Annotated in this window: 21 protein-coding genes and 1 pseudogene; 20 read left to right on the top strand and 2 right to left on the bottom strand. The window is 40.1% G+C overall.

What is annotated here, in order from left to right; genetic code table 11:
* Window positions 1–34 precede the first annotated feature (34 nt).
* Window positions 35–652, bottom strand: a complete 618-nt coding sequence (locus tag HT714_RS00105; RefSeq protein ID WP_000076168.1) for a TVP38/TMEM64 family protein — start codon at window positions 650–652, stop codon at window positions 35–37.
* 147 nt (window positions 653–799) lie between these two features.
* On the opposite strand from HT714_RS00105, the gene HT714_RS00100 reads away from it, so the two are divergent.
* The 20 genes and pseudogenes from HT714_RS00100 (at window position 800) to ugpC (ending at window position 25237) form a co-directional block, all read left to right on the top strand.
* The gene (locus tag HT714_RS00100) at window positions 800–3790 is read left to right on the top strand and encodes a type I restriction endonuclease subunit R (RefSeq protein WP_173226835.1); all 2991 of its coding nucleotides are present in this window, start codon (window positions 800–802) and stop codon (window positions 3788–3790) included.
* Between the two features lie 400 nt (window positions 3791–4190).
* Entirely contained in the window at window positions 4191–4952 is a 762-nt protein-coding gene (locus HT714_RS00095) for a DUF6261 family protein (RefSeq protein WP_173226833.1), read from the top strand.
* A gap of 142 nt (window positions 4953–5094) precedes the next feature.
* Window positions 5095–6168 carry an SIR2 family protein gene (locus tag HT714_RS00090; RefSeq protein WP_173226831.1) on the top strand — a complete coding sequence of 358 codons (1074 nt, stop codon included), beginning with the start codon at window positions 5095–5097 and terminating at the stop codon, window positions 6166–6168.
* Entirely contained in the window at window positions 6168–8030 is a 1863-nt protein-coding gene (locus HT714_RS00085; protein ID WP_173226829.1) for an ATP-binding protein, read from the top strand. The genes HT714_RS00090 and HT714_RS00085 overlap by 1 nt, the downstream gene beginning before the upstream one ends.
* On the top strand, window positions 8014–9387 hold the full coding sequence (locus HT714_RS00080; RefSeq protein WP_239683538.1) for an SIR2 family protein: 1374 nt from the start codon (window positions 8014–8016) through the stop codon (window positions 9385–9387). The genes HT714_RS00085 and HT714_RS00080 overlap by 17 nt, the downstream gene beginning before the upstream one ends.
* Window positions 9388–9478: 91 nt before the next feature.
* Window positions 9479–9949, top strand: a pseudogene (locus tag HT714_RS09840) (restriction endonuclease subunit S); the annotation flags it as partial.
* A gap of 57 nt (window positions 9950–10006) precedes the next feature.
* Window positions 10007–10639, top strand: a complete 633-nt coding sequence (locus HT714_RS09835; RefSeq protein WP_345789539.1) for a restriction endonuclease subunit S — start codon at window positions 10007–10009, stop codon at window positions 10637–10639.
* 13 nt (window positions 10640–10652) lie between these two features.
* Window positions 10653–11240, top strand: coding sequence for a hypothetical protein (locus tag HT714_RS00070; RefSeq protein WP_142358431.1), 588 nt, complete (start codon window positions 10653–10655; stop codon window positions 11238–11240).
* 37 nt (window positions 11241–11277) lie between these two features.
* A complete protein-coding gene (locus HT714_RS00065; protein WP_173226827.1) occupies window positions 11278–12879 on the top strand; it encodes a type I restriction-modification system subunit M in 1602 nt (533 codons plus the stop codon).
* 94 nt (window positions 12880–12973) lie between these two features.
* Window positions 12974–13378, top strand: coding sequence for a YbgA family protein (locus tag HT714_RS00060; protein WP_173226825.1), 405 nt, complete (start codon window positions 12974–12976; stop codon window positions 13376–13378).
* Complete coding sequence (locus HT714_RS00055; protein WP_173226823.1) at window positions 13362–13724, top strand: TIGR02328 family protein; 363 nt, start codon at window positions 13362–13364, stop codon at window positions 13722–13724. The genes HT714_RS00060 and HT714_RS00055 overlap by 17 nt, the downstream gene beginning before the upstream one ends.
* A 244-nt stretch (window positions 13725–13968) precedes the next feature.
* On the top strand, window positions 13969–16218 hold the full coding sequence (metE, locus tag HT714_RS00050; protein WP_173251331.1) for a 5-methyltetrahydropteroyltriglutamate--homocysteine S-methyltransferase: 2250 nt from the start codon (window positions 13969–13971) through the stop codon (window positions 16216–16218).
* A gap of 61 nt (window positions 16219–16279) precedes the next feature.
* A complete protein-coding gene (metF, locus tag HT714_RS00045; protein WP_173251329.1) occupies window positions 16280–17146 on the top strand; it encodes a methylenetetrahydrofolate reductase [NAD(P)H] in 867 nt (288 codons plus the stop codon).
* A 428-nt stretch (window positions 17147–17574) separates the two neighbouring features.
* Window positions 17575–19788: a polyribonucleotide nucleotidyltransferase gene (gene pnp / locus HT714_RS00040; RefSeq protein ID WP_173226820.1), complete on the top strand. Its 2214-nt coding sequence runs from the start codon at window positions 17575–17577 to the stop codon at window positions 19786–19788.
* A 15-nt stretch (window positions 19789–19803) separates the two neighbouring features.
* Window positions 19804–20421 carry a serine O-acetyltransferase gene (cysE, locus tag HT714_RS00035; protein WP_050973752.1) on the top strand — a complete coding sequence of 206 codons (618 nt, stop codon included), beginning with the start codon at window positions 19804–19806 and terminating at the stop codon, window positions 20419–20421.
* Between the two features lie 11 nt (window positions 20422–20432).
* The gene (locus HT714_RS00030) at window positions 20433–21317 is read left to right on the top strand and encodes a GNAT family N-acetyltransferase (protein ID WP_173226818.1); all 885 of its coding nucleotides are present in this window, start codon (window positions 20433–20435) and stop codon (window positions 21315–21317) included.
* A gap of 81 nt (window positions 21318–21398) precedes the next feature.
* On the top strand, window positions 21399–22742 hold the full coding sequence (gene cysS, locus HT714_RS00025; RefSeq protein ID WP_173226816.1) for a cysteine--tRNA ligase: 1344 nt from the start codon (window positions 21399–21401) through the stop codon (window positions 22740–22742).
* Window positions 22735–23121 (top strand): Mini-ribonuclease 3, encoded by a 387-nt coding sequence (locus HT714_RS00020; protein WP_173226814.1) that lies wholly within the window; start codon window positions 22735–22737, stop codon window positions 23119–23121. The genes cysS and HT714_RS00020 overlap by 8 nt, the downstream gene beginning before the upstream one ends.
* 3 nt (window positions 23122–23124) lie before the next feature.
* On the top strand, window positions 23125–23994 hold the full coding sequence (locus tag HT714_RS00015; protein WP_173226812.1) for a PucR family transcriptional regulator: 870 nt from the start codon (window positions 23125–23127) through the stop codon (window positions 23992–23994).
* Window positions 23995–24106: 112 nt separating this feature from the next.
* Window positions 24107–25237: a sn-glycerol-3-phosphate ABC transporter ATP-binding protein UgpC gene (gene ugpC, locus HT714_RS00010; RefSeq protein WP_173226810.1), complete on the top strand. Its 1131-nt coding sequence runs from the start codon at window positions 24107–24109 to the stop codon at window positions 25235–25237.
* A 96-nt stretch (window positions 25238–25333) separates the two neighbouring features.
* On the opposite strand, the gene HT714_RS00005 is transcribed toward ugpC, so the two are convergent.
* Window positions 25334–26524 (bottom strand): ferric reductase-like transmembrane domain-containing protein, encoded by a 1191-nt coding sequence (locus HT714_RS00005; RefSeq protein ID WP_173226808.1) that lies wholly within the window; start codon window positions 26522–26524, stop codon window positions 25334–25336.
* Window positions 26525–26747 lie beyond the last annotated feature (223 nt).

Here is a 26747-nt window from a genome sequence, read left to right as displayed (position 1 = left end):
ATCCGCTTGGGAAACCAAACGGATTTTTTATGTGTCAAAGCATTTGCCAGAAGAAGTCGATAATATAGGTCAGACCGTAGGTATAAACCACGAGGGTAAAGGGTTTGGTCAGAATGATGATGGTCATATAGCGCTTGAAGCTCATCTTGGTTAAGGCAGCCAGCATACAGAGAAAGTCAGCTGGACTAATGGGCCAAATCATCATAAAAATAAAGAAACGGTCAAAACGATTGCCCTTATCCAACCAGCCGATATACTTGTCATAGGTGCGCTTGCTGACGACGGACTGGACAAAGGCAGCTCCATAGAGGCGCACCAGATAAAAGATAATGGCACAGCCAATCACAATCCCGATATAGTTGTAGATAGTCCCGATGATGTGGCCGTAGATAAAGACCCCAGCCACCGAGGTCAAGGCTCCTGGAATGATAGGGACGACCGTTTGTAAAATCTGTAAAAAGATAAAGAGGGGTGGCCCCCAGATACCTGCCTGCTGGATAAAGGCAGAGAGGGTTTCCTTAGACTGTAAAATCCCAGCCTGATAAGCCCAAATACAGAAAATCAAACTCCCAACCCCACCGACAATCGATGAGATATTGATAACTTGCTGCAGAAGGGGAGAAACAGCTTTCATTTGTTTATCCTGTGACATGTAAACTCCTCATAGATAGTATAACTCTACTATACCATATTTTGGAGGAGAAAGGGGGAATGAGTCTTTTTGATATGGGAAGAGTGATGGAATTTGAGCTTAAACATGCTATAATAAAGGAAGCAGACAAGTAGCAAAGGAGAGAGTATGATGCAGGTAAAACCAGAACTGGAGATAGAAAAACAACTGATCAACCAACTGGTAACTGGGGAAAGTCAATGGACTTACAGAGATGACCTTAAAACTGAAGAACAATTATGGGAAAACTTCTTTGAAAAGCTAGCCCAGAACAACGTGACTCTATTGGCAGATTATCCTCTAACAGAACAGGAAAAACGCCAGATAAAGAATCAACTGAACTTTGTTAGCTACTATGATGCGGCCAAGTGGTTGGTCGGCGAAAATGGCATTGCCAAGGTTGAGGTTCAGAGAGAAGATGCTAGTTTGGGGACTATCCGTTTATCTGTCATTTGGCGAGACAATATCGCAGCTGGTAAGTCCAGTTATGAGGTTGTCAACCAAGTCGAGAGAGATAAGATAAATCCTCAGGATCAAGACCGCAGGCTAGATGTGACCCTCTTGATCAATGGCCTTCCAATGGTTCAGATCGAGCTTAAAAGTCCCAGAGTTGCTTTTCTAGATGCCTTTCATCAAATCAAAAAGTATGACCGTGAAGGCAAGTTCCGTGGCATCTACTCTAGCTTACAGATGTTTGTTGTGACTAATAAGGTAGATACACGCTATATCGCTGCAGCTAGGGAAAATAAACTCAACAAGCAATTTCTAACCAAGTGGGTGGATAAGGACAACCAACCTATAACGAGCTTGACCAGTTTTGCCCACGAAGTCCTTTCCATCCCTCGTGCTCATCAGATGGTCATGCAGTATTCTGTCCTTGATGATAGCAAGAAGACTCTCATCCTCCTGCGTCCCTACCAGATTCACGCCATCGAAGCAGTGCAAGAAGCCTCTCGCCAGCAAGCATCAGGCTATGTCTGGCATACGACAGGTTCAGGGAAGACCCTGACCTCCTATAAGGTAGCTCGGAATCTCCTCCAGATTCCATCTATCCAAAAGACGATTTTTGTCGTTGACCGCAGGGACTTGGACCAACAGACCACTTCATCTTTTCTCTCTTATGCGACCAATGATGTCATTGATATTGATGAGACGGATAATACCCATGATTTGGTCAAGCGACTAGGAAGCAATGATAAGCGTGTGGTGGTAACGACCATCCAGAAAATCACCACCATGATGCGCAAGTTTGAACAAGGTCTTTACCAAAGAGATGCGGACAAAATCAAGGATCTTCGAGTGGCCTTTGTCGTGGATGAATGCCACCGTGCCGTAACACCTCAAACACAAAAAGACATTAAGGCCTTTTTCCCACAGTCTCTCTGGTATGGTTTTACAGGCACACCTATCTTTAAGGAAAATAAACGCCAGCAGGTCGGTGACCTAGCTCAAACCACCCAGCAACAGTACGGTGACCGTCTCCATGAGTATACAGTCAAGGAAGCCATCCATGATGGAGCAGTTTTAGGTTTTAAGGTAGATTATCGCAATACCCTCATCACGGATAAATCTGAAAATGACATACCAGATACTGTCTACGAAGATGAAGAGCATATGCTGGAAGTCTTGGATGCCATTATCAATAAATCCCGTCAACAGCTAGGATTCCAAAAAGGAGTTGGTAAGACCTACAATGCCATCCTAACCGTTAAATCCATCCCTCAAGCCCAAGCCTACTATGACCTCCTCAAACGAGTCAAGGCTGGGGAGACGAGGGTTAAGGTATCGGAAAGGGTCAAGCAGGTCCTTCCTGACTTTCCAAAGGCGACCATCACCTACTCGGTCACAGAAAATGAAGAAGACTCAAGAGCCAATCAAGACCACATGAAGCAGGTCTTAGAGGACTATAACCAAGAGTTTGATACCCATTTTACCATGGCGGATCTGCGTGGTTTTAATACGGATGTCAATAACCGTCTAGCTCGAAAGCATGACAAATACCTCTATCGAAATGAACAGTTGGACTTAGTCATCGTAGTCAATCGTCTCCTAACGGGATTTGATGCCCCTTGTCTATCAACTCTCTTTATTGACCGCAAGCCCATGCAACCGCAGGACTTGATCCAAGCCTTTAGCCGAACCAATCGTATCTTTGATTCTAGTAAGACCTACGGTCATATCATCACCTTCCAAAAGCCCCTAGCCTTTAAGGAAGCAGTGGATAATGCCCTCAAGCTCTACTCAAATGGTGGTGAAAACGAGGTCCTAGCCCCTAGCTGGGAAGAGGAAAAGAGGAACTTTTTACGGAGTTGCAGTGATTTCCAAAATCTCATCACCGATGATCCTGAGGAAGGACTCCAAATCGAGCAAATCTCTACACCTGAGTTGAGGAAACTAGCTAAAACCTATCAAGCCTTTGATAAATATTTAGCCTCTATCCGAGTGTACAAAGAGTATGATGAGGAAGAACTTTACAGTCAGACGGGACTTGATGGAGAGAAGTTGGAAAGGTATCTGGGACTTTATCGAAATGTCCTTGCAGAATTAAAAAGCCGAGTAGAGGATGATGACGATGGAGAGCCACTTGATATCCACTATGAACTGGAGTCTATCCAAGTGGACGAAATTAACTATGCCTATATCTTGACCTTAATCCAAAGCCTGATTGAACAAGGTCAGAGTCAAGAAAAGAACCTAAGCGCTCAAGATAGGGAAGCCGTGGATAACTATATTCAGAGTCTTGAGAAGACCAATCCCAATCTTGCTCAGATCATCACTGAACTTTGGAGAGAGGTACAAGAACATCCGAAAAGCTATCGTGGTCAGTCTATCGCAAATATTTTGGATCAGATGATTGAGGCTGTCATCCAGCAACATATCAAAGTCTTTAGCAAGCGCTGGTATGTCGGTGAGGATGAACTCCGTTACTATGTCGAACACTACCGTAAGGGAGCGAAAAAACAACTAGGAGAAAGTCAGCTGACCAAGAGCCAGCGCTATCAGGACTATAAGCTAGAGGTGGCGGATGCCCTCAATCCTCTCCTCTATAAAAAACAAATCAAGGAAGCCTATACCCAACTAGTGGAGGAAGTCATTGAGCCATTGAGGGTTGGAAGATAGCTCTTCGAGACTTAGAATAGGCCTACTTCCTAAAGTTTACATGTATTCTAAGCCTCGAATGATTGCAATTACATAAATTTACAAGTATTCTACGTTTCGAATTACTTATCTACAAAAGTTTTGAGGTCTTCGAGCTTTCGAATAGTCATATTTACTAAATTTTATATGTATTCTAAAACTCGAAAAGGTAAAATCTAAAAATAGTAAGAGTCTCTATCTGATGGACGGAGTGTATGTCCATCAGATAGGGGTTTTTTAATTTGAAAATGTCTGATTTGTCCTGAAAAGTACGTTTTAGATGGAAATAATGACAGTTGAGCGGAAGCGGAATAAATCTTTTAAAGTAACTGTTAGAATTATTTTAAAAGTTTACATAATGAAAAATAGAAAGAATATCATCATGACAAAAACATACGCTATTCGTCCACTTAGTTATAGTAACTTTACCAATCGTGAGTTTGAAAGCCTGATGATGGATACTCATCAAAGTTTGACCACTTTTTCTAAGGCAAACAAGGACGAGGGCATGTATGCCAAGCATTTGGAGCCCTTCAAGACCAAGCTAGATGATTTTCAAGCTCAACTTGCGGCGGTGGAAACGAAAGAGTCTAGTAATCTGACAGAAGTTGATCGCAATCGTGATAGTGCTTTGGTCGGTCTCTTTACCCTTCATAGAGGATTTGCTAAGATTAAGGACGCCAAGCTCAAAGAAGCTCATGAAACTCTGAAACCAGTCTTTGCTAAGTATAAGGACATCACCAAGCACAGCAATGATGTGGAGACGGCAGAAATCAAGAGTCTTCTCAAAACGCTTAGTGAAACACCCTATCATGAGGCAGTGACCAGTCTAGGACTGACACCTATGCTGACGGCTGTGGTCAATGCTCAAGAGGAATATGACCAAGTGGAAAGTAAGGCGCGTGCTTCTAAGTCTGCCAAGGAAGTTGGCAAGACCAGACAACTCCGTACTGAACTTTCAACCAGCTACGACCTCTTTATGCGCTATACCGCAGCCAGTGCAGAAGCCTATCCTGAAAAGGAACACCTGACTCAACTCCTCAAGGAACTCAATAGCATCCGAGATAGCAAACGCCGTCTTATCACTAGTAGCAAGAAAGATAAAAAGACCAAACCAGCAGAACCAGCCCAAGCAGCAGGATAAAGACAACCCCTTAGAAGCGGATTTCTAAGGGGATTTTTGTAGTTTCGTGGTATAATTTTAATAGAAAGTAATATTAGACTACATTTTGCATTGAAAATGGATATTTATATTTTATCATCAGCTAATAAAAGGAAAAATTATTATGGAGAATTTAAATTTTAAAGTGGAACAATTCAAAAAGAATATACTTACTAAGAAACTGAATATTTTAATTGGCTCGGGTGTATCTTATCCATCAATACCTTTAATGAGTCACTTTGCTAAGGATGAAAATGGTATAATTGTCTCTAAAGATATAGCGAATAAAAATTTAGAAAAACATATATTGAAAGTTAGTTCTTTTTTACCTTTTAATCATAATGATAGAATTAAGTATTTTGTTGAAAAAATGGATAAACAGATTTTGTATTCTGCGAAATATTTTACTAAACTAAAGAATTTTACCACTTTTGAGATTAGTATTGATTTTGTATTAGAACGATATGTAAGGTTCTTAGAAAAAGTAATTACATTGCTTTACATTTCAAATTCCAGAACGGTTTCAAAGAGTGTTAATGTTTTTACAACAAATTATGATTTGTTTATTGAAAGAGCCTTGGATTTATTAATGAAAAACGATAACTTCATATTTAATGATGGTTCCAATGGTTATTTCTATAAAGTGTTAGATAGTTCTAATTATAATAAAAGTGTGGCGTATAGAGGATTAAATGAAAATTATTTAAATGAGCTTCCTTCAGTTTCCTTAATTAAACCTCACGGATCTATGAATTGGGAAAGAGGCGAAAATAATCAGATTCTAATAAGAACGTGTACTGTTAATCACCCAGTTGTTGTTAGACCTACTGGACTTGAAGGACAAGAAACATATCTTAACAATCATTTTCATGATATGTTAAGAATATTCCAACTCGAGTTAGATAAACCTCAATCAGTGTTAATTGTTATAGGATTTTCTTTTCAAGATGATCATATTGCCAAGATGATAAGGAGATCCTTAAAGAATCCAGAGTTAATGATTTATATATTTTGCTATGCTGATAGCGATTTTGATGTTATTAAGAAGAACTTATCTCTTGATAATATTCCTAGGAATCTTCAGATAGTGTTACCATGTGATTTGGAAGTCGAAAATAAGAACATTTTGAGTACAAGTGGGAATTTTGATATAAGTAGTCTGACAAAGTTATTTATCATTGAGGATGATGAAGTATAATGAATCGAGTTGTGAAAAAATTAGGTGTAATCGTAGGTGTTGATGGCGATATTTCTCAAGTTGGAATGTATCATTTATCTAATGATGCTGAATATCTATGGTATGGTGATGTGTTACAAGGTGCAAAAATCGGAGCATATCTGACAATTTTGCAGAATAATGTAAAAATTATCGCTTCTGTTGTTACTGAAAAAGTTGCTGATCAACAAAATACAATTCGAAGTACAGAATTTGACAATCGATTTTCAAAGAATTCTATAAATCGAATTGTTCATTTGAAAACTAAAGGTGTTATTGAAAAAGGTGAATTTCAAGTAACAAGTCAATATGTACCTATGATTGGTAATGAAGTATGTATTACTTCAAAAAAAGACTTAGAATTAATATATGGGATTAATACGTCTGAGCCGACAATTTCTATTGGAAAATCAATCTTAGAAGGTCAAGTTATCCCTTTATCAATTAATAAGATTTTTGCCTCCCATATTGGTGTTTTTGGGAATACTGGTAGCGGTAAATCAAATACATTGCATAAGTTATTTTTAGAATTATTTCGGTCTGACTATAGAGAAAAAATTTTAGAGCTTTCAAAATTCTATGTTATTGATTTTAATGGTGAATATACAAAAGATGATAGTTTTGATGTCATAGAAAATAAGAAGGTGTTTGATATAGATACTAGAAATCAAACCAATAATAAAATTCCAATCACTTCAGATTATTTATTTGATCCTGATATTTTGTCAATCCTATTTGGAGCAACAATAGCTACACAAGTGCCATTTTTGAGAAAAGCGCTTAAAATATGGGAGGAGAATAAATTTGATGGTACTAGTATTGCAAGATTTGTTGTGGGAACATTGAAAAAGATTTTAACTACTGGGAATTCTGCGAGTTTGGATTCTAAAGATAATTGGACATCGATTGCAGAGAAATACATTAACAGTGATTTATTTACTGTCTTAAAAAATAATTTGTATTACAATTCTGCACGTGAATCCTATTTTACAAAGAGGAACGGTGATACTTGCTATATAATTAATGCGAATACTCCAATAGAAAACTCCGAAATACATTATCTACGAATTAATGAAATTGAAGAAGCTTTATGTAATAAATTTGACGCACTCCCAGAAATTGACAAATTGAAGTTTCATCTTGATTTTCAAAAAGTACATCAATCAGCTTGGAAATCAACAAACATTGAGCATATTAATCCTTTATTTCATAGAATTGATACAGCTCTAAATAGTTTGAAAAAAGTTGTTGAAGTTAAAGAGAGTATTGATGGAGATTTTTCCAGTCTAAATATTATTAATCTCGTACATGCTAATCAGGAGATTACCAGACTAATTCCAATGCTTATTTCAAAAATGGTTTATGATAAACAGAAAGAGAATATAAATCGAGAAGATGTTACATGTACTAGTCATTTAATTATTGATGAAGCACATAATATTTTAAATGCTCAAAATCATTCTGTAGGAGATACTTGGCAGGACTACAGATTGAGTATTTTTGAGGAAATCATTAAGGAAGGGCGAAAATTTGGTTTCTACTTAACGTTATCTAGTCAACGACCGGCAGATATTTCACCGACTATTCTTTCACAAGTTCATAATTATTTCATCCATAGATTGGTTAATGATAATGATTTACGAATGTTGGTGAATACTATGCCTACGCTGGATAAAACTTCCTTTAATAAAATTCCTAGTTTAGGTAAAGGAGAGGCTATAATTACTGGTAATGCTATTCAAGTTCCAGTATTTGTGAAAGTAGATAAAGAAGAAATAATTAGACCGAATAGTGATGATGTTATTTTAACAGAATTATGGAGTAGAAATGATGGTAAAAGTTAAAGGAAAACTTATTGAAGGGGGCAGAGAATCTGACAATGAGAATGGTTTTACATTGCCTGAAGATGTCATTCAAGCAACAATTAACGGAGATTTAGTATTGTTCTGTGGTGCAGGTGTAAGTACAGAGTCAAAAAAAGTTATGCCTACTTCATTTTATACGGATATAAAAGATGAGTTGGAATATAAAAATCATATTGAAGTAGATGATAATCTATCCTTTTCTAAGTTGATGAGTTTGTTTTGTGAAAATGTCGTAAATGGTAGAAAAGAACTATTTAAAAGGATAAATAGAAGATTTCAAATGATCGATAATTTTCCGGAACTATATGGTATTGCTTCAGAATTTCACAAAGAAGTTGCTAAAATTCCACAGGTTGGCACTGTGATAACAACTAATTGGGATACTTTGTTTGAAGACAATTGTGATATGTTTCCAATTATTTATAATGAAGATGTTGCTTTGTGGGATACATTTGATAAAAGGGTTTTTAAAATTCATGGTTCTATTAAAAATATAGGTTCAATTATTGCAACTGAGAATGACTATGAAAATTGCTATAAAAAATTGTCAACAAAACCTATTGGGGATAGGTTAAAAACTATCTTATCAACAAAAACAGTAGTATTTGTAGGTTTTTCTTTCGGTGACGAAGATTTGAATAAAATTATTGAAATTCTTTCAGATGATTTGGGACAGTTTGCAAATCAATTTTATTTAGTGACAATTGATGAAAAGTGGTTGGAGAAGCACCCTAAAAATATAATCCCGATTATTACTGATGGAACATTTTTTGTTAAGTCTTTGAAAAATGAACTTATTCAGCAAGGAACTCTGATTGACAGTATGGTATATCGTTTTGCAGAAGATACAAATGAAATTTTGATAAATGCACATTTAAGTTGGATGAATGATGAAAAGTTTCATGAAATTTTGCAAGAGTATCCTGAACTATTATTGACAATTGCCTACCAAGATGGTTTAATACATGCTTTTCAAAGATGCATAGCAGATAAAAAATCAGGGAAAATATTAATTCCAAATTATACTCATGAGGTTATTCATAGTTATTTATATTTATCTAACCTAAGGATGAGTGAAGATGAATATTTACGAGCCTACTATGACATAGGCTATTCTGATGGTTTTTTGGCCTTAGAATTGTTTGCTCGTGGAAAAAATGAAGATGCTTTATTACCACCTATATTTTATTTTAATGGTAAAAATTTTGATGATTTAGAAACATTATTATCCTACTTAAATGATAATAGAATTCCAAAACTTTACCATTATTGTAAAGAGAATGTTATCCCCTATAAGAATGGGGGAATCCCTCATTGTATGCCATGGTATTGTTAGATATATTTTAGTGGAGATTTAAATGATGAAACAGAGTAATCCCAGAATAAGATTTGAAAAGTTTAGTAACAAGTAGGATAATTACAAATTAGGTCAGCTGGGAAGTTTTAAATCAGGTATAGGCTTTCCAGATAGTCAACAAGGTGGTACAGAAGGAATTCCATTTTTTAAGGTTTCTGATATGAATAATATTGGAAATGAAACTGAGATGAGAAATGCAAACAATTATGTTACACAGGAGCAAATTGCGAAAAATAGCTGGAATGTTGTTAAAGACACCCCAGCTATCATCTTTGCCAAAGTCGGTGCTGCATTGATGTTAAATAGAAAACGGTTAGTTACTAAAACTTTTCTGATTGACAATAATACTATGAGTTATTCTCTTAATAAATCATGGGATAAAGATTTTGGTTTGACATTATTTCAAACGATATATTTGCCCAAGTATGCACAAATCGGTGCCCTTCCTTCATACAATGCTAGTGATATAGCGACGATAAAGGTTAATGTGCCTAATATTCAAGAACAAACTGCTATCGGCTCTCTTTTCCGCACCCTCGACGACCTTCTTGCAAGCTACAAGGATAATCTGACCAACTACCAATCTCTCAAGGCGACCATGCTCTCCAAGATGTTTCCCAAGATTGGACAGACAGTCCCTGAGATTCGTTTGGATGGATTTGAAGGTGAGTGGGAGCTTTGTGAAATTAATGATTTAGCTGATGACTTTCAAAGTGGTGGCACTCCAAAAACAAATGTTCAGGAATATTGGGATGGGGATATTCCTTGGATTCAGTCATCTGACTTAGGGATAAATTGTCTATTTGAGATTAAAGTTCAAAAAAGTATTTCTGAGAAAGGTTTGGAAAATTCATCAGCCAAAATAATACCAAAGGATTCAATTGCGGTTGTTACGAGAGTTGGAGTTGGGAAGTTAGCGGTTTTGCGTCATGAATACGCAACAAGTCAGGATTTTTTATCACTCTCAAATCTTAAATCAAATATAGAGTTCACAGCATATTTGCTTTATAGATTACTTCAAAAGGAGGTTACCCAACTTCAAGGAACATCAATAAAGGGTATTACTAAAGGGGAATTACTATCGAAAAAAGTATTTATCCCATCTCTCCCTGAACAACAAGCCATCGGTGCCTACTTCTCAAACCTCGATAACCTCATCAACTCTCACCAAGAAAAAATTTCTCAATTGGAAACACTCAAAAAGAAGCTCTTGCAAGATATGTTTATTTAAGGAGGAAATGAATTTGAATGATTTATTTCAGCACTTTGAGTTTACTTTGTTAGTTTATTCTGCTTTATTTTCGCTCATAGGTTCTTTTATAGGATTTCTATTGCAAGTAATCGTTTCAACTAGTTTATCCAATAGAGGAAAAGTTAAGATTTATATTAAGTCGACTTCCCATAAACTAATAAGCAGAGTTTGGGGATTTGATAATTCAGTAAATGGAATGGTCTTTGGAGTTCCTTTGTCAATTGAGCTTCATAATACAAAGTCTAGAAAGCAAATTATTAGAAATATGAATCTTGTTCTGTACGATAGAGGCGAACAGGTTAGAAAGATGAGACAAGTTACTTTTTCTGAAAAAGCAAATGAGAAATTCTTTTATGGTGAGAATGGAGCGTATTCATTTCTAATTGATGCTTATGAAATAAAAAGATTTGATCTATATTTTGCTATTTCTCAAAAAGAATTTAATAGTGATTTTGATGAGGTTAGAATATCATATTTTGATTCTAAAGATAAATACCATGAGTTTAAAATTTTTGAGATTAGTGAACCATGGATTATATCCAAGAACAAGACCGATGATGATTGGAGAGCTATAAACTAATATCAATCTCCTTGGAAAAAACTTAGAAAGAAACATTATGGAAACAACACAAACGTCCCAGTCGCTCTACCAAGCTCTGTGGAACTCAGCGGATGTTCTCCGCTCTAAGATGGATGCTAATGACTACAAGTCCTATCTTTTGGGCATGGTCTTTTATAAGTATCTGTCAGACAAGATGCTCTTTTTCGTGGCGGAGACTATGGAGGAGGGGAGTGAGAGTCTAGAGGCTGCCCTTGAGGTCTATCGTAACTACTATGAGGATGCGGACACCCACGAGGATCTTCTTGCAGTGATGAAGGACGAACTCAACTATAGTATCAAGCCTGAGTTGACCTTTACGGCTCTAGTAGCACGTGTCAATGAGGGGACTTTCCAGTTGGAAGATTTGGCTCAGGGTTTTCGTGATATTGAGCAGAGTGATGAACTCTATGAAAACCTCTTTGAAGATATTGACCTCTATTCCAAAAAGCTAGGGGCGACTCCGCAAAAGCAAAACCAAACGGTGGCGGCAGTCATGAAAGAATTGGCTGTGCTAGACGTGGCTGGTCATGCTGGTGATATGCAGGGGGATGCTTATGAGTATCTGATCGGTCAGTTTGCGACTGACTCGGGTAAGAAGGCTGGTGAGTTCTATACCCCTCAACCAGTTGCCAAACTCATGACTCAGATTGCCTTTTTGGGTCGTGAGGACCAGCTAGGCTTTACCATCTATGATGCGACTATGGGCTCTGGCTCTCTCTTGCTTAACGCCAAGAAATATTCTCATAAACCGCAAACCGTTGTCTATTTTGGGCAGGAGCTCAATACCTCAACCTATAACTTGGCCCGGATGAACATGATTCTACACGGTGTTCCTGTTGAAAATCAATTTCTCCACAATGCTGATACACTAGACGAAGACTGGCCGACTCAAGAACCGACTAACTTTGATGGTGTTCTGATGAACCCTCCCTACTCTGCCAAGTGGTCAGCAAATTCTGGCTTTATGGCGGATCCTCGTTTCTCTCCATTTGGGAAACTGGCGCCCCAATCCAAGGCTGATTTTGCCTTTCTCTTACATGGTTATTACCATCTTAAGCAGGATAATGGGGTTATGGCTATCGTCCTTCCCCACGGTGTTCTTTTCCGTGGAAATGCAGAGGGAACTATTCGTAAGGCCTTGTTAGAAGAAGGGGCCATTGACACGGTTATCGGTCTACCTGCTAACATTTTCTTTAATACCAGCATTCCGACCACGGTTATCATTCTCAAAAAGAACTGTACCAATCGTGATGTCTACTTTATCGATGCTTCTAAGGAGTTTGATAAGGGCAAAAATCAGAATATCATAACAGATACTCATATCGAGAAGATTCTGGAAGCCTACAAGTCACGTGAGGAGATTGACAAGTTTGCCCATCTGGCAAGTTATGAAGAAATTGTCGAAAATGACTATAACCTCAATATCCCTCGCTATGTAGATACCTTTGAGGAAGAAGAAGTCGAACAACTAACAGATATCGTCAGCAAAATTAACGACACAAATAAAGCTATCGAAAGTCAAACAGCTTCATTGCTTGAAATGCTCGGTCAACTCCACGGAACCACACCAGAAGCCGATGCTGAACTCGAAGAGTTTTTGAAAGAGTTTCAAGGGTAAGATGTAGTTGATTTATTCGCTCATATTCCACTCATTTTTAAGATACAACTTTGTTTCTATATTTCCGGGGAACTAGTAGAAAGTAAGGAGAAATATGGAAAATAACAACAAACGTGCCCTTTGCCAGCAACTCTGGGCGAGAAACAAATACCTCGTTTTGAGTCATTCTAGCAATATTTACAATGAGATTCGTCAGTATCTCAAGAATAAAGAGGTGGAGGCGAGTCTAGTTCAGGAGATGATTGACCGTGCCTGTCAAATCCCAGAACACAGGGGTCAGGTTTGCAATGCCTTTCATCATATTTGGGGCTATTTTAAAAAGAAAGCGACAGATGCCGATCGCAAGGACTATATGCTCTTGCTGGATCGCTACCGCTTTGGTCAGGCTTCTCAGGAAGACTTGATTGCTAAGACTCGAGACTTGCTTGATCGCTATCCCAATACCTATTTGCAACATTCGACATTACTGAAAGGAGACTCCCATGAGACTTTGGTATGAGGCTTTGATTTCACAACTTCCCCGTCCTCAGCTCTTGGGGCAACATCGAGAGTGCTGCGCCCTCCGTGGCAATGGCTGGGGCAGAAAGCATGCGACGGTGGACTATGTCTTTACCCACTCGCCCTATCGTCTCTATGCCTATCATGACTTGATTATGGAAGAGATGGTTAAACGAGGCTTTAAGGTCAGTCCAGAGTGGTTGGATAAAAACTATCGTGGCAAGACCTGCCCTCCTTATCAAGATTTAGCTGAGGAGAAGCTGACCAGTCCAATCTACAGCGAACATGACGATGCCTACTATGAGGAGTGTCTGGACAATCTCCGAGAGAAGGGGATCAACCTATAGTCTTTTCTAATAACAAGCCATAGTCACTTATAAGAATTACTAATAACACGTTTGAAGAGCCTAACTGCAATAGAGCTATAAAACAAGATATACAAAGGATTTGAGGCATTTGTCTCAGGTCTTTTTCTGTTGTCTAAAATAGAGATATAGTTTCAAACTATATCAAAGCCTAATTTTTTACAATTATACAGATGATTTCTTTTCTGTTAAGATAGTTTCAACAACAAATTTTGGAGGACACATCATGTCAACTACAATCATCGGTTTCCCTCGTTTGGGCGAATTCCGCGAATTAAAATTTACAACTGAAAAATACTTTAGAAAAGAAATCTCAGAAGAAGAACTCTTGGCAGCCGCAAAAGAATTGCGTGCTAAACACTGGAACATCGTCAAAGAAAAAGGCATCACTGAAATTCCATCAAATGACTTTTCTCACTATGACAACTTCCTAGATGCAGCTTTCCTTTTCAACGTGGTACCTGCTTCAGTTCAAAACTTGGACTTGTCTGACCTTGAGCGCTACTTCGCTTTGGGTCGTGGTTACCAAGGAGAAAAAGGGGACGTTCGCGCCCTTCCAATGAAGAAATGGTTCAACACTAACTACCACTACATCGTTCCTAAATTTGAAAAAGATACTCAAGTTAAACTTGCAGGTCACAAGATCTTTGATGAGTTCCAAGAAGCCAAAGAACTTGGATTGAACACTCGTCCTGTCCTTGTAGGTCCATTCACTTTCCTTCAATTGTCAGACTTTGAAGAAGGTGTGAAAGCAGAAGACTTCGTAGACAGCTTAGTGGCTGCTTACCAAGAAGTTTTTGCTAAATTGGCAGAACTTGGTGCGACTCGTATCCAACTCGACGAAGCTGCTCTTGTAAAAGATTTGACATCTGAAGAAAAAGCTCTCTTCTTGAACCTCTACAATAAACTTTTGGCTGACAAAAAAGGTCTTGAAGTCTTGCTTCAAACTTACTTCGGAGACGTTCGTGACGTTTACGCTGACCTTGTAAACTTGCCAGTAGATGCTATCGGTCTTGACTTCGTTGAAGGTAAGAAAACTCTTGAATTGGTTAAAGGTGGTTTCCCAGCTGACAAGACTCTCTACGCAGGTATTGTCAATGGTAAAAACATCTGGCGTAACAACTACGAAAAGAGCTTGGCTGTTCTTGATCAAATTACAGCTGAAAACATTGTCTTGACAAGCTCATGCTCACTTCTTCATGTGCCATTTACAACTGCTAATGAAGAATTTGAACCAGCTATCTTGAACCACTTTGCCTTTGCAGTTGAAAAATTAGATGAGATCCGTGATTTGGATGCTATCCGCAATGGTCAAGGTGCAGAAGCACTTGCTGCTAACAAAGAACTCTTTGCGACTGAACGTGTTGGTGAAAATGCTGAACTTCGTGCGCGTATCGCTGGCTTGACAGACGCAGACTACACTCGTTTGCCAGCCTTTGCAGAACGTGAAGCTATCCAAGAAGAAGCTTTCAAACTTCCAGCTCTTCCAATAACAACTATCGGTTCATTCCCTCAAACAAAAGAAGTTCGTGCTAAACGTTTGGCTTACCGTAAAGGTGAATTGTCTCAAGAAGAGTACGACGCTTTCCTTGCTGAAACAATTGACGAATGGATCAAATGGCAAGAAGATATCGACTTTGATGTCCTTGTTCACGGTGAATTTGAGCGTAATGACATGGTTGAGTACTTTGGTCAAAACTTGTCAGGTTACCTCTTCTCTAAAAATGGTTGGGTACAATCATACGGTATGCGTGGGGTGAAACCACCAATCATCTGGGGTGATGTAACTCGTCTTAACCCTATCACTGTTAAATGGTCTAGCTATGCACAAAGCCGTACAAACAAACCTGTTAAAGGTATGTTGACTGGACCTGTTACCATCCTCAACTGGTCATTCCCACGTGAAGACATCTCTATCAAGGATTCTACTCTTCAAATCGCCCTTGCTATCAAGGATGAAGTGCTTGACCTTGAAGCTGCTGGTGTGAAAATCATCCAAATCGACGAGGCTGCTCTTCGTGAGAAATTGCCACTCCGTCGTAGCGACTGGTACGAAGACTACCTTGACTGGGCTATTCCTGCCTTCCGTTTGGTACACTCAACAGTAGCGCCAGATACACAAATCCACACTCACATGTGTTACTCAGAATTTACAGATATCATCCCAGCTATCGATAACATGGATGCGGACGTTATTTCCTTTGAAGCTAGCCGTTCAAACCTCGAAATCTTGGACGAACTTAAAGCGAAAAACTTCCAAACTGAAGTGGGACCTGGGGTTTACGATATCCACTCACCTCGTGTGCCAAATGAAGGCGAAATCGACCATACAATCGAAGCTATCCTTGCTAAAGTGCCAAGCAAGAAAGTTTGGATCAACCCTGACTGTGGTTTGAAAACACGTGGTATTCCAGAAACAAAAGAAAGCTTGATCCGCCTAGTTGAAGCAGCTAAAGCTGCGCGTGAGAAATTGTAAGATTAGATTTCTCCCTACAACGGTTGTTCAAAATGAAATCAAAAAGAAAAGGATAAGGACTATGTCACGCCAAACACCGTCACTCTCATTTGAAGTGTTCCCTCCAAACCCAGCAGTGGGTAATGATAAAATTATTTCATCCTTGCAGGACATGCAGGAGTTGGCTCCTCACTTTATCAGTGTGACTGCCAGCAATAATAAATTTAATATCAAGGAAACGACGGTCCGTTTGGCCGACTTTATCCAAAATGACTTGGCGATTCCGACTATTGCTCACTTGCCAGCTATCTATTTGACTAAGGACAAGGTGGCTGAAACGATTGCTGACTTGGACAAGGTTGGAGTGCAGAAAATCTTGGCTCTTCGTGGGGATATTATTCCAGATGTGGAGCCGCAAAAGGATTTTCGCTACGCAACCGACTTGATTGAGTTCATCAAGGAACAAGCCCCTCACTTTGATATTGTTGGCGCTTGTTATCCGGAAGGACATCCAGATTCACCAAATCAGATTTCAGATATTCAAAATCTTAAGAAGAAAGTGGATGCAGGCTGTTCGAGCCTCGTGACTCAGCTTTTCTTTGACAATGAGCGCTTCTATGATTTCCAAGACAAGTGTATCTTGGCTGGGATTGATGTTCCTATTCATGCAGGAATTATGCCAATTCTGAACCGAAATCAGGCTCTCCGTCTCTTGAAGACTTGTGAGAATATCCATCTTCCACGCAAATTTAAAGCCATTTTAGACAAGTATGAGCATGACCCTGAGTCGCTCAGAGCAGCAGGACTTGCCTATGCAGTGGACCAAATCGTGGACTTGGTAACTCAGGATGTTGCCGGTGTGCATCTCTACACTATGAACAATGCGGATACAGCAAAATACATCCACCAAGCAACCCATGCCTTGTTTAATCACCAGTCTCTAGGATAATAAAAAGCAAACCATTCTTCTCAAGTGAGGGGAATGGTTCCTTTTTAATGGTAAAGACCGCACTTTTTAAGAAAAATATGATAAAATAGACTCTGTACGTACTTGATACAAAGATGAGGGTATAAACAGATTTTTAACTATTCAAATCTGCTATAAAAAGGCAAAATACTAAAGAATAATATTTTTAAACTTTTCAAAGTATCTAATAGTTGAACACGGGCTAAATCCCTATTTTCACACGGGATTCTTCACGCCCTTAGTATCTTGTGTAATTGAACTCGCCTACAACTCTGTGGAAAAAGATAAATCTGCCTAGGAGCAGTCGCTCCGTCGTTCGATTTCCTATTTTCCTTTGGGTTGCTTGACGGCTTAGTATCTTGATCTTTGTAGGCAAGGCGTATAATTTCATCAATCCAAAGGGGATTAAAATGACAAAACAAGTGTTTCAAACGACTTTTGCAGGTCGTGAGTTAATTGTAGAGACTGGTCAGGTTGCTAAGCAGGCAAATGGCTCTGTTGTCGTGCGTTACGGTGAGTCAACTGTCTTGACTGCAGCCGTTATGTCTAAGAAAATGGCAACTGGGGATTTCTTCCCTCTCCAAGTCAACTATGAAGAAAAAATGTATGCAGCTGGGAAGTTTCCTGGTGGCTTTATGAAACGTGAAGGACGTCCTTCAACGGATGCGACTTTGACAGCGCGTTTGATTGACCGTCCAATCCGTCCTATGTTTGCGGAAGGTTTCCGTAATGAAGTGCAAGTTATCAACACCGTGCTTTCTTATGATGAGAATGCCTCTGCACCAATGGCAGCTATGTTTGGTTCATCCTTGTCACTTTCCATTTCAGATATTCCATTTGATGGACCAATCGCTGGGGTGCAAGTGGGCTATGTGGATGGTCAAATCATCATCAACCCTAGCCAAGAACAAGCAGAGCAATCTCTCCTTGAATTGACAGTAGCTGGTACCAAACACGCCATCAACATGGTCGAGTCAGGCGCCAAGGAATTGTCAGAAGAAATCATGCTGGAAGCTCTCCTTAAAGGGCACGAAGCAGTCAAAGAATTGATTGCCTTCCAAGAAGAAATCGTTGCAGCAGTTGGTAAGGAAAAAGCAGAAGTGGAATTGCTTCATGTTGATGCTGACTTGCAAGCTGAAATTATCGCAGCCTACAACAGTGACCTTCAAAAGGCAGTTCAAGTAGAAGAAAAATTGGCACGTGAAGCTGCAACTCAAGCAGTCAAAGACCAAGTAACTGCTGTTTACGAAGAAAAGTATGCAGACCACGAAGAATTTGACCGTATCATGCGTGATGTGGCTGAAATCTTGGAACAGATGGAACACGCTGAAGTGCGCCGTTTGATCACAGAAGACAAGGTACGTCCTGATGGTCGTAAGGTTGATGAAATCCGTCCTTTGGATGCGGTTGTTGACTTCCTTCCTCGTGTGCACGGTTCAGGTCTCTTTACTCGTGGACAAACTCAGGCCCTTTCAGTCTTGACCTTGGCTCCGATGGGTGAAACTCAAATCATTGATGGTTTGGATCCAGAGTACAAGAAACGCTTTATGCACCACTATAACTTCCCTCAATATTCTGTAGGGGAAACTGGCCGCTACGGTGCGCCAGGTCGTCGTGAAATCGGTCACGGGGCTCTCGGTGAGCGTGCTCTTGCTCAAGTTTTGCCAAGCTTGGAAGAATTCCCATACGCTATCCGTCTAGTAGCAGAAGTCTTGGAATCAAATGGTTCTTCTTCTCAAGCTTCTATCTGTGCGGGAACGCTTGCCCTTATGGCTGGTGGTGTGCCAATCAAGGCGCCAGTAGCAGGGATTGCTATGGGTCTCATCTCAGATGGAAATAACTACACAGTCTTGACAGATATCCAAGGTTTGGAAGATCACTTTGGAGACATGGACTTTAAGGTTGCAGGTACTCGTGATGGGATTACAGCCCTTCAAATGGATATCAAGATTCAAGGGATTACTGTAGAAATCTTGACTGAGGCCCTTGCTCAAGCCAAGAAAGCGCGTTTTGAAATCCTTGATGTGATTGAAGCAACGATTCCAGAAGTTCGTCCAGAATTGGCTCCAACTGCTCCGAAAATTGATACCATCAAGATTGATGTGGACAAGATTAAGATTGTCATCGGTAAGGGTGGAGAAACCATCGACAAGATTATCGCTGAAACAGGCGTTAAGATTGATATCGACGAAGAAGGAAATGTGTCTATCTACTCTAGCGACCAAGATGCTATTAACCGTGCTAAAGAAATTATTGCTGGTTTGGTCCGTGAAGCCAAAGTGGATGAAGTTTACCGTGCTAAAGTCGTTCGTATCGAGAAATTTGGTGCCTTTGTCAACCTCTTTGACAAGACGGATGCCCTCGTTCATATCTCTGAGATGGCTTGGACACGTACCAATAATGTCGAAGACTTGGTAGCAATCGGGGATGAAGTTGATGTTAAGGTTATCAAGATTGATGAAAAAGGACGTGTGGATGCTTCTATGAAAGCCCTTCTTCCTCGTCCTCCAAAACCTGAACGTGATGAAAAAGGTGAAAAATCAGAGCGTCCTCACCGCCCACGTCATCACAAGGATCACAAACCTAAGAAAGAAATTACAGAAACACCAAAAGATTCAGAATAAGAAAAGGAGAAATGTATGGGATGGTGGCGCGAAACCATTGATATCGTAAAAGAAAATGATCCAGCGGCCCGCACCACTTTGGAGGTTTTGCTGACTTATCCAGGTGTCAAGGCCTTGGCGGCCCACCGTCTTTCGCATTTTCTCTGGAAGCATGGCTTCAAACTTCTGGCTCGTATGCACAGTCAGTTTTGGCGCTTTTGGACTCAGATTGAGATTCATCCAGGTGCCCAGATTGATTCAGGTGTCTTTATCGACCACGGTTCTGGTCTGGTGATTGGGGAAACAGCGATCGTTGAGACGGGAGTTCTCCTCTATCATGGGGTGACTCTTGGGGGAACAGGGAAAGACTGTGGTAAACGCCATCCTACTGTACGTAAGGGAGCTCTCATATCAGCCCATGCCCAAGTTATCGGACCAGTGGAAATCGGTGAAAATGCTAAGGTCGGTGCTGCAGCAGTTGTCGTGGCAGACGTCCCTAGTGATGTGACGGTTGTCGGTATTCCTGCCAAGATTGTCCGCCTTCATGGTAAGAAGGATGAGCCGGTCATTCACGAAGTCGAAGAAAAACGAGAGTACTACGTTAATAAACTCGAGCAGGCTAAAGAAGCCAGTCACAGATCGTCTGGGTTATAGAGGATACCTATATGATTCAAGCAAGAAACAAGTTAAGCCAAGAGGAGCTATCTGAGGCGAAAAAACTAATTAACTATTGCCAAAACTATGACGGTACCTATCGTGATCCCTATCTCTCTAACATGCTTAATTTTGACCCAAACATGCCCGCTTTTTTCCTTTATTATGAAAAAGGCGAACTTGTTGGTTTATTAACCGTCTCTGCAGATGACCAAGATGTAGAAGTGACGATACTGGTTCATCCAGGTCATCGACGTCAGGGGATTGCGCGTGCATTGTTTACTAGTTTTGAGAGAGAAACAGCTTATTTCTCTATTCGTTCAGTCACTTTTCAGACAGAGCGTGTTTTTCTAGACCGCCATCCTGATTTTGTTAGCAACTGGGGATTGGTCGAGGATGAAGAGACAGAAACTTGGTTAGGTAAGGATAGAAAACCTTATCCGTTAGCAAATATTTCCAATCTTGAAGTTTTGTTAGCAGATAGTTCGTATCAGGATCAAATTAGTCAGTTAAAATTTCAGGCATTCTCAGAGGAACATGAGTCTAGAGAGATTGTGGATAGATATGTCGCTGAAGCTCTGAAGGATCCAGAAAGTCGCTTATATATTTTATTAAAAGACGGTCAGGTTATTGGAACGTGCACGGTAGATTTATCGACTAATACGAATTACTTCTACGGTTTAGCAATATCTGAACCTGAACGTGGGAAAGGCTATGGAAGCTACTTAGCAAAATTCCTTGTCAACCAACTGATTGAGCAAAATGATAAGGAGTTCCAAATTGCAGTAGAGGATAGCAATGTAGGTGCCAAACATTTGTATGAAAAAATTGGCTTTGTCAAACAGACTCAGGTGGTTTATCTGAATGAGAAAGGAGCAAGGGATTCCGAAGTGTAGAGAGATTCGGACTGAAATTCAATTGAACTCTCAGTGATGAGACTAACTGTTCTTGGATTTTAGCTTTCCTGATTATAATTTATGATTAAAATCTACGACACCATGTCTCGTGATTTGCGAGAATTTGTCCCGATTGAGGACGGCAAAGTAAAGATGTATGTTTGTGGGCCAACGGTGTATAACTATATCCACGTGGGGAATGCCCGTTCGACGGTAGCTTTTGATACCATTCGTCGTTATTTTGAGTACCGTGGGTACGAGGTTGCCTATATTTCCAATTTTACGGACGTGGATGATAAGATTATCAACCGTGCCAAGGAAGAGGGTATCACACCTCAGGAGGTTGCGGACAAGTATATCGCTGCCTTTCGTGAGGATGTGACGGCCTTAGGTGTCAAGCCTGCGACTCGCCATCCGCGTGTGGTGGAGTTTATGGCGGACATCATTCGTTTTGTGGAAGATTTGATTGAAAAAGGCTTTGCCTATGAGAGCCAAGGGGATGTTTACTTCCGTGTGGAAAAATCCCACAACTATGCTAAATTAGCCAATAAAACCTTGGAAGATTTGGAGCTAGGTGCTTCAGGTCGTACCGATGAAGAAACGGCACGTAAGGAAAATCCTGTAGACTTTGCCCTCTGGAAAGCTGCCAAGCTAGGCGAGATTTCTTGGGATAGTCCCTGGGGACCTGGTCGTCCGGGATGGCACATCGAGTGTTCAGTCATGTCGACAGAGATTTTAGGTGATACCATTGATATTCATGGTGGTGGAGCCGATCTGGAGTTTCCTCATCATACCAATGAAATTGCCCAGTCGGAAGCCAAGACAGGTAAGACCTTTGCCAACTACTGGATGCACAATGGCTTTGTCAATATCGACAATGTCAAGATGTCTAAGTCCTTGGGCAACTTTATAACCGTACACGATGCCCTTAAAACTCTTGATGGACAAGTGCTTCGTTTCTTCTTTGCGACACAACATTACCGTAAGCCTATCAACTTTACGGAAAAGGCAGTGCGAGACGCTGAGACCAATCTCAAGTATTTGAAGAACACTTATGAGCAACCATTTACAGGAAAAGTGGATGTTAAAGAGTTACAAACCTTTAAAGATAAGTTTGTAGCAGCTATGGATGAAGATTTTAACGCTGCCAACGGTATCACAGTTGTTTTTGAAATGGCTAAATGGATCAATTCTGGCAACTATGATGCATGTGTTAAGGAAGCTCTTGCGGCTATGTTAGAAGTCTTTGGAATTGTCTTTATTGAGGAAGTTTTGGATGCAGAGATTGAAGACTTGATTCAAAAACGCCAAGAGGCGCGTGCCAATCGTGACTTTGCGACAGCGGACCAGATCCGTGACCAATTGGCTGCTCAAGGGATTAAGCTCCTTGACACCAAGGATGGAGTGAGGTGGACACGTGATTGATGTCAATCTCATTAACGGGATTGCGTTAGCTTTTGAAGGGGATGCGGTGTATTCTATGTATATTCGCCGTCACCTCATCCTCAAAGGCATGACCAAACCCAATAAACTCCATCAAGAAGCGACTAAGTATGTATCGGCTAAAGCTCAGGCCAGCCTGATTTCCCTCATGTTAGAGGAGCAAGTCCTAACGGAAAAAGAAGAAGAAATCTACAAACGTGGCCGCAATACCAATAGCCACACAAAGGCTAAAAATGCCGATGTGGTGACCTACCGTATGTCCACAGGTTTTGAAGCAGTGATGGGCTATCTCCATATGACTGAAAATCTGGAACGTCTTGAGAGCTTGATTTCGTGGTGCATCCAAAAAGTGGAGGGATAGGACATGATGGCAAAAGAACTACAAGACTGGTTTCCTGAGGCTCAGATTTCAGACCAACCAGTAGCGAAAGAGGGTTACTTAACTCTTCCTTTAGCTTCTCAGCAGTGGATTTTGCTGGAGGAAGCTGGGCTCAGTGAGCGTGAAAAGCAGTTGATTTCGCTTTTGACCCAGCAGGAGCAGGCTCGTTCGCTCAATCCTTGGTATTCTTTTTTGATTGAGGGGAAGGGACAGGCACCACAAGCTTTTAAAAAGATTCAGCTGGTTTATTGTCATCTTTCCTATTTTCAGCAGGAAAATCTAGCTTCTTGGCTGGATATGATGCGGACCCTTTTTCCTAACTGTCAGACAGTGCTTCAGGTTGGAGCTCAGGATTATGTTTTCGTGCTTCAGCAAGACAAATACACCTCTGTACGAGCTATTTTAAGTGATACGATTGAAGCGGTTGAGTATGACTTTGGACTTCGTCTGTCAATCATGTTGGGTCAGGTTTGGTCTCAGACAGGCTATCAAGCCCTATCAGACTTGATTAAAGCAGAGCGAGATTTGTTTAAGACTTGGTGGCGTCAGGGTCACCAAGGTGTTCATACCTTTTCACAACTCTATCTTTGGAGTATGGGAGAAAGAATTGTGGACCTGAGAGTCATTAAAGAATGCTTGCACCAGATGATTTTGGATCAAGATCAGATTCAGGAAATCATTCTCTCCCTTTGGGAAAATAGTGCTGTCCTAACAAAAACAGCCCAGCAACTCTATCTGCACCGCAATTCTCTCCAATACAAGATTGATAAGTGGGAAGAATTGACAGGGCTACAGTTGAAGGAGTTGACCGACCTGACCTTGTGTTATCAGTTGATTTTACCAGATATTCTATAAAGTTTTGTGCAAGTTGCACAGAACTTTTTTGTTTTTTTGGTCATCTTGCCATAGAAATGTAAAGCGTTTTCATTTATAATAAAACTATCAAAAGACAAAAGGAGTTCACCTCATGGTAGAATTAAATCTTAAAAATATTTACAAAAAATATCCAAACAGCGAACACTATTCAGTTGAAGATTTCAACTTGAACATCAAAGACAAAGAGTTCATCGTTTTCGTAGGACCTTCAGGATGTGGTAAATCAACTACTCTCCGTATGATTGCTGGTCTTGAAGACATCACAGAAGGAACTGCATCTATCGATGGCGTGGTTGTCAACGACGTAGCTCCAAAAGACCGCGACATCGCCATGGTATTCCAAAACTACGCTCTTTACCCACACATGACTGTTTATGACAACATGGCTTTCGGTTTGAAATTGCGTAAATACAGCAAGGAAGACATCGACAAACGTGTGCAAGAAGCAGCTGAAATCCTTGGATTGAAAGAATTTTTGGAACGTAAACCAGCTGACCTTTCAGGTGGTCAACGTCAACGTGTTGCCATGGGGCGTGCCATCGTCCGTGATGCAAAAGTATTCTTGATGGACGAACCTTTGTCAAACTTGGATGCTAAACTTCGTGTATCAATGCGTGCTGAAATCGCTAAAATCCACCGTCGTATCGGGGCTACAACTATCTATGTAACTCACGACCAAACAGAAGCGATGACACTTGCAGACCGTATCGTTATCATGTCAGCAACTAAGAACCCTGCTGGTACAGGTACTATCGGACGTGTGGAACAAATCGGTACTCCTCAAGAAGTTTACAAAAAACCAGTTAATAAATTCGTAGCAGGATTCATCGGAAGCCCAGCAATGAACTTCATCAATGTGAAATTAGTTGGTAGCGAAATTATTTCTGATGGTTTCCGTTTGAAAGTGCCAGAAGGAGCATTGAAAGTTCTTCGTGAAAAAGGCTACGAAGGTAAAGAATTGATCTTCGGTATTCGTCCAGAAGATGTGAATGCAGAACCTGCCTTCCTTGAAACATTCCCAGACTGTGTTGTAAAAGCGACTATCTCTGTATCAGAATTGCTTGGTTCAGAATCTCACCTTTACTGCCAAGTTGGTAAAGATGAATTTGTTGCTAAAGTTGATGCTCGTGACTACTTGCAAACAGGTGCAACAGTTGAACTTGGATTTGACTTGAACAAAGCCCACTTCTTTGATGTAGAAACTGAAAAAACAATCTATTAAAATAAATAAAATTCAAAGCACTGCTAGAAATCTGGCAGTGTTTTTTGCGGTTGTGTAGAAAAAACTCCTGGGAAATTCCCAGGAGAGTATGAGTGGTTATTTGAACTTGAATCCTTCGTAAATAAGCTCTGTTTTTGGATTTTGTTTCTTAATCTGTTTGGCAAGTGACTTCATCATAGAAAGAGGACCACACATATAGACGCTTGCATGTTCGGGCACTTCTTCTTGCTCAAAATTAAGATAGCCGTCTTTCCTACTGTCTACTAGATGGAGTTCAAAATTAGGATTTTTCTGAGCATAGTCACGGAGCAAATCAAGGTAGACTGCATTTTCTTCTCCACGGAAGCTATAGTAGAAGTGAACCTGTTTATCTAAAATAGGATGTTCGCGGATGTAAGAGATGAAGGGGGTGATCCCAATACCTCCAGCAATCCAAACCTGATTTTCTCGTCCTTCTTCTATGATCATGTGTCCGTAAGCTCTGTCTACGCTTACTTTGCTGCCGACTTGAAGATTGTCATAGATATTCTTGGTATGATCGCCTGAATTTTTGACAGTAAAGTAAAGAGTTTGACCATGACCTCCTGAGATAGAAAAGGGATGCGGAGCACTTTCAAAACCTTCTTGGGAAATCTTTAGGAAGGCAAATTGTCCTGCTTGATAATTGAAAGGTCTGCTAAGATGGATTTGAATTTCTCGCGTATCGTGGTTTAAGCGTTTGAGATTGGTAATTCTCCCTAGATAGGGGAAGCCAATCTTTTGATATAGAAAAATGATATAAAAACCAGCTAGTAAGCCTAAAAGGGCATAGCTACCAACAAGAAAACTTAGAAGATTAAATGTGAGGAGACGATTGCCCATCATCATATAGACGTGAAAGAGTCCAAAAATATAGGCTAGGTAAACCAGACGGTGAATCCATCGCCAAGCTTCGTATTGGATGTATTTGCCTAAATAGGCGACAAGGATGATACTGGCAAAGATATAGATGGCAAGATTGCCAAACTGAGCAGCTAAGCGAGAGCCCCACAAACCGCCCATACTTAAGTTATGAAAGATTAGTAGGATGATGGAGAGAAAGGCTGTGAATTTGTGGACAGTATAGACCTTCTCCAAACCGTGAAACCAGCTTTCTAGTAGGGGGAGACGAGTGGCTAGGATAAAAGTCAGAGATAGGCTTGTTAAAGCTAGTCCTGGAATCATGAATTGGGGAGAAGTGTTCATCCAAGTCAAAATAGTCAAGATAAAACTAGCTATGATAAAGAGTAGTCCTTTGATTGATTTCATAGAAAATTTCATTTCATTTAGATTTTGATTTGTTGTAAACAAATTTGTTACATTTTATCATAGAAAAAGTATGGTGTCAAATTGAGGTCTATAAATATCTACTCTCATCAAAAAACTCTCCAATTGAACTGGAGAGTGGCTGTTTATACTCAATGAAAATCAAAGAGCAAACTAGGAAGCTAGCCGCAGGCTGCTCAAAACACCGTTTTGAGGTTGTGGATAG

It is taken from the genome of Streptococcus sp. 3705 (assembly GCF_013277145.1).
In the GTDB taxonomy this organism is placed as follows: Bacteria; Bacillota; Bacilli; order Lactobacillales; family Streptococcaceae; genus Streptococcus.
This window is presented reverse-complemented; position numbering and strand designations above follow the sequence as displayed.

Excerpts from the sequence above, each read along its gene's own strand:
- HT714_RS00090 (WP_173226831.1), top strand. The coding sequence starts at position 5,095 with ATGGAGAATTTAAATTTTAAAGTGGAACAATTCAAAAAGAATATACTT.
- HT714_RS00015 (WP_173226812.1), top strand. The coding sequence starts at position 23,125 with ATGATGGCAAAAGAACTACAAGACTGGTTTCCTGAGGCTCAGATTTCA.
- cysS (WP_173226816.1), top strand. The coding sequence starts at position 21,399 with ATGATTAAAATCTACGACACCATGTCTCGTGATTTGCGAGAATTTGTC.
- HT714_RS00085 (WP_173226829.1), top strand. The coding sequence starts at position 6,168 with ATGAATCGAGTTGTGAAAAAATTAGGTGTAATCGTAGGTGTTGATGGC.
- cysE (WP_050973752.1), top strand. The coding sequence starts at position 19,804 with ATGGGATGGTGGCGCGAAACCATTGATATCGTAAAAGAAAATGATCCA.
- pnp (WP_173226820.1), top strand. The coding sequence starts at position 17,575 with ATGACAAAACAAGTGTTTCAAACGACTTTTGCAGGTCGTGAGTTAATT.
- HT714_RS09835 (WP_345789539.1), top strand. The coding sequence starts at position 10,007 with ATGCTCTCCAAGATGTTTCCCAAGATTGGACAGACAGTCCCTGAGATT.
- ugpC (WP_173226810.1), top strand. The coding sequence starts at position 24,107 with ATGGTAGAATTAAATCTTAAAAATATTTACAAAAAATATCCAAACAGC.
- HT714_RS00030 (WP_173226818.1), top strand. The coding sequence starts at position 20,433 with ATGATTCAAGCAAGAAACAAGTTAAGCCAAGAGGAGCTATCTGAGGCG.
- metE (WP_173251331.1), top strand. The coding sequence starts at position 13,969 with ATGTCAACTACAATCATCGGTTTCCCTCGTTTGGGCGAATTCCGCGAA.
- HT714_RS00065 (WP_173226827.1), top strand. The coding sequence starts at position 11,278 with ATGGAAACAACACAAACGTCCCAGTCGCTCTACCAAGCTCTGTGGAAC.
- HT714_RS00100 (WP_173226835.1), top strand. The coding sequence starts at position 800 with ATGATGCAGGTAAAACCAGAACTGGAGATAGAAAAACAACTGATCAAC.
- HT714_RS00055 (WP_173226823.1), top strand. The coding sequence starts at position 13,362 with ATGAGACTTTGGTATGAGGCTTTGATTTCACAACTTCCCCGTCCTCAG.
- HT714_RS00080 (WP_239683538.1), top strand. The coding sequence starts at position 8,014 with ATGATGGTAAAAGTTAAAGGAAAACTTATTGAAGGGGGCAGAGAATCT.
- HT714_RS00005 (WP_173226808.1), bottom strand. The coding sequence starts at position 26,524 with ATGAAATCAATCAAAGGACTACTCTTTATCATAGCTAGTTTTATCTTG.
- HT714_RS00095 (WP_173226833.1), top strand. The coding sequence starts at position 4,191 with ATGACAAAAACATACGCTATTCGTCCACTTAGTTATAGTAACTTTACC.
- HT714_RS00060 (WP_173226825.1), top strand. The coding sequence starts at position 12,974 with ATGGAAAATAACAACAAACGTGCCCTTTGCCAGCAACTCTGGGCGAGA.
- metF (WP_173251329.1), top strand. The coding sequence starts at position 16,280 with ATGTCACGCCAAACACCGTCACTCTCATTTGAAGTGTTCCCTCCAAAC.
- HT714_RS00105 (WP_000076168.1), bottom strand. The coding sequence starts at position 652 with ATGTCACAGGATAAACAAATGAAAGCTGTTTCTCCCCTTCTGCAGCAA.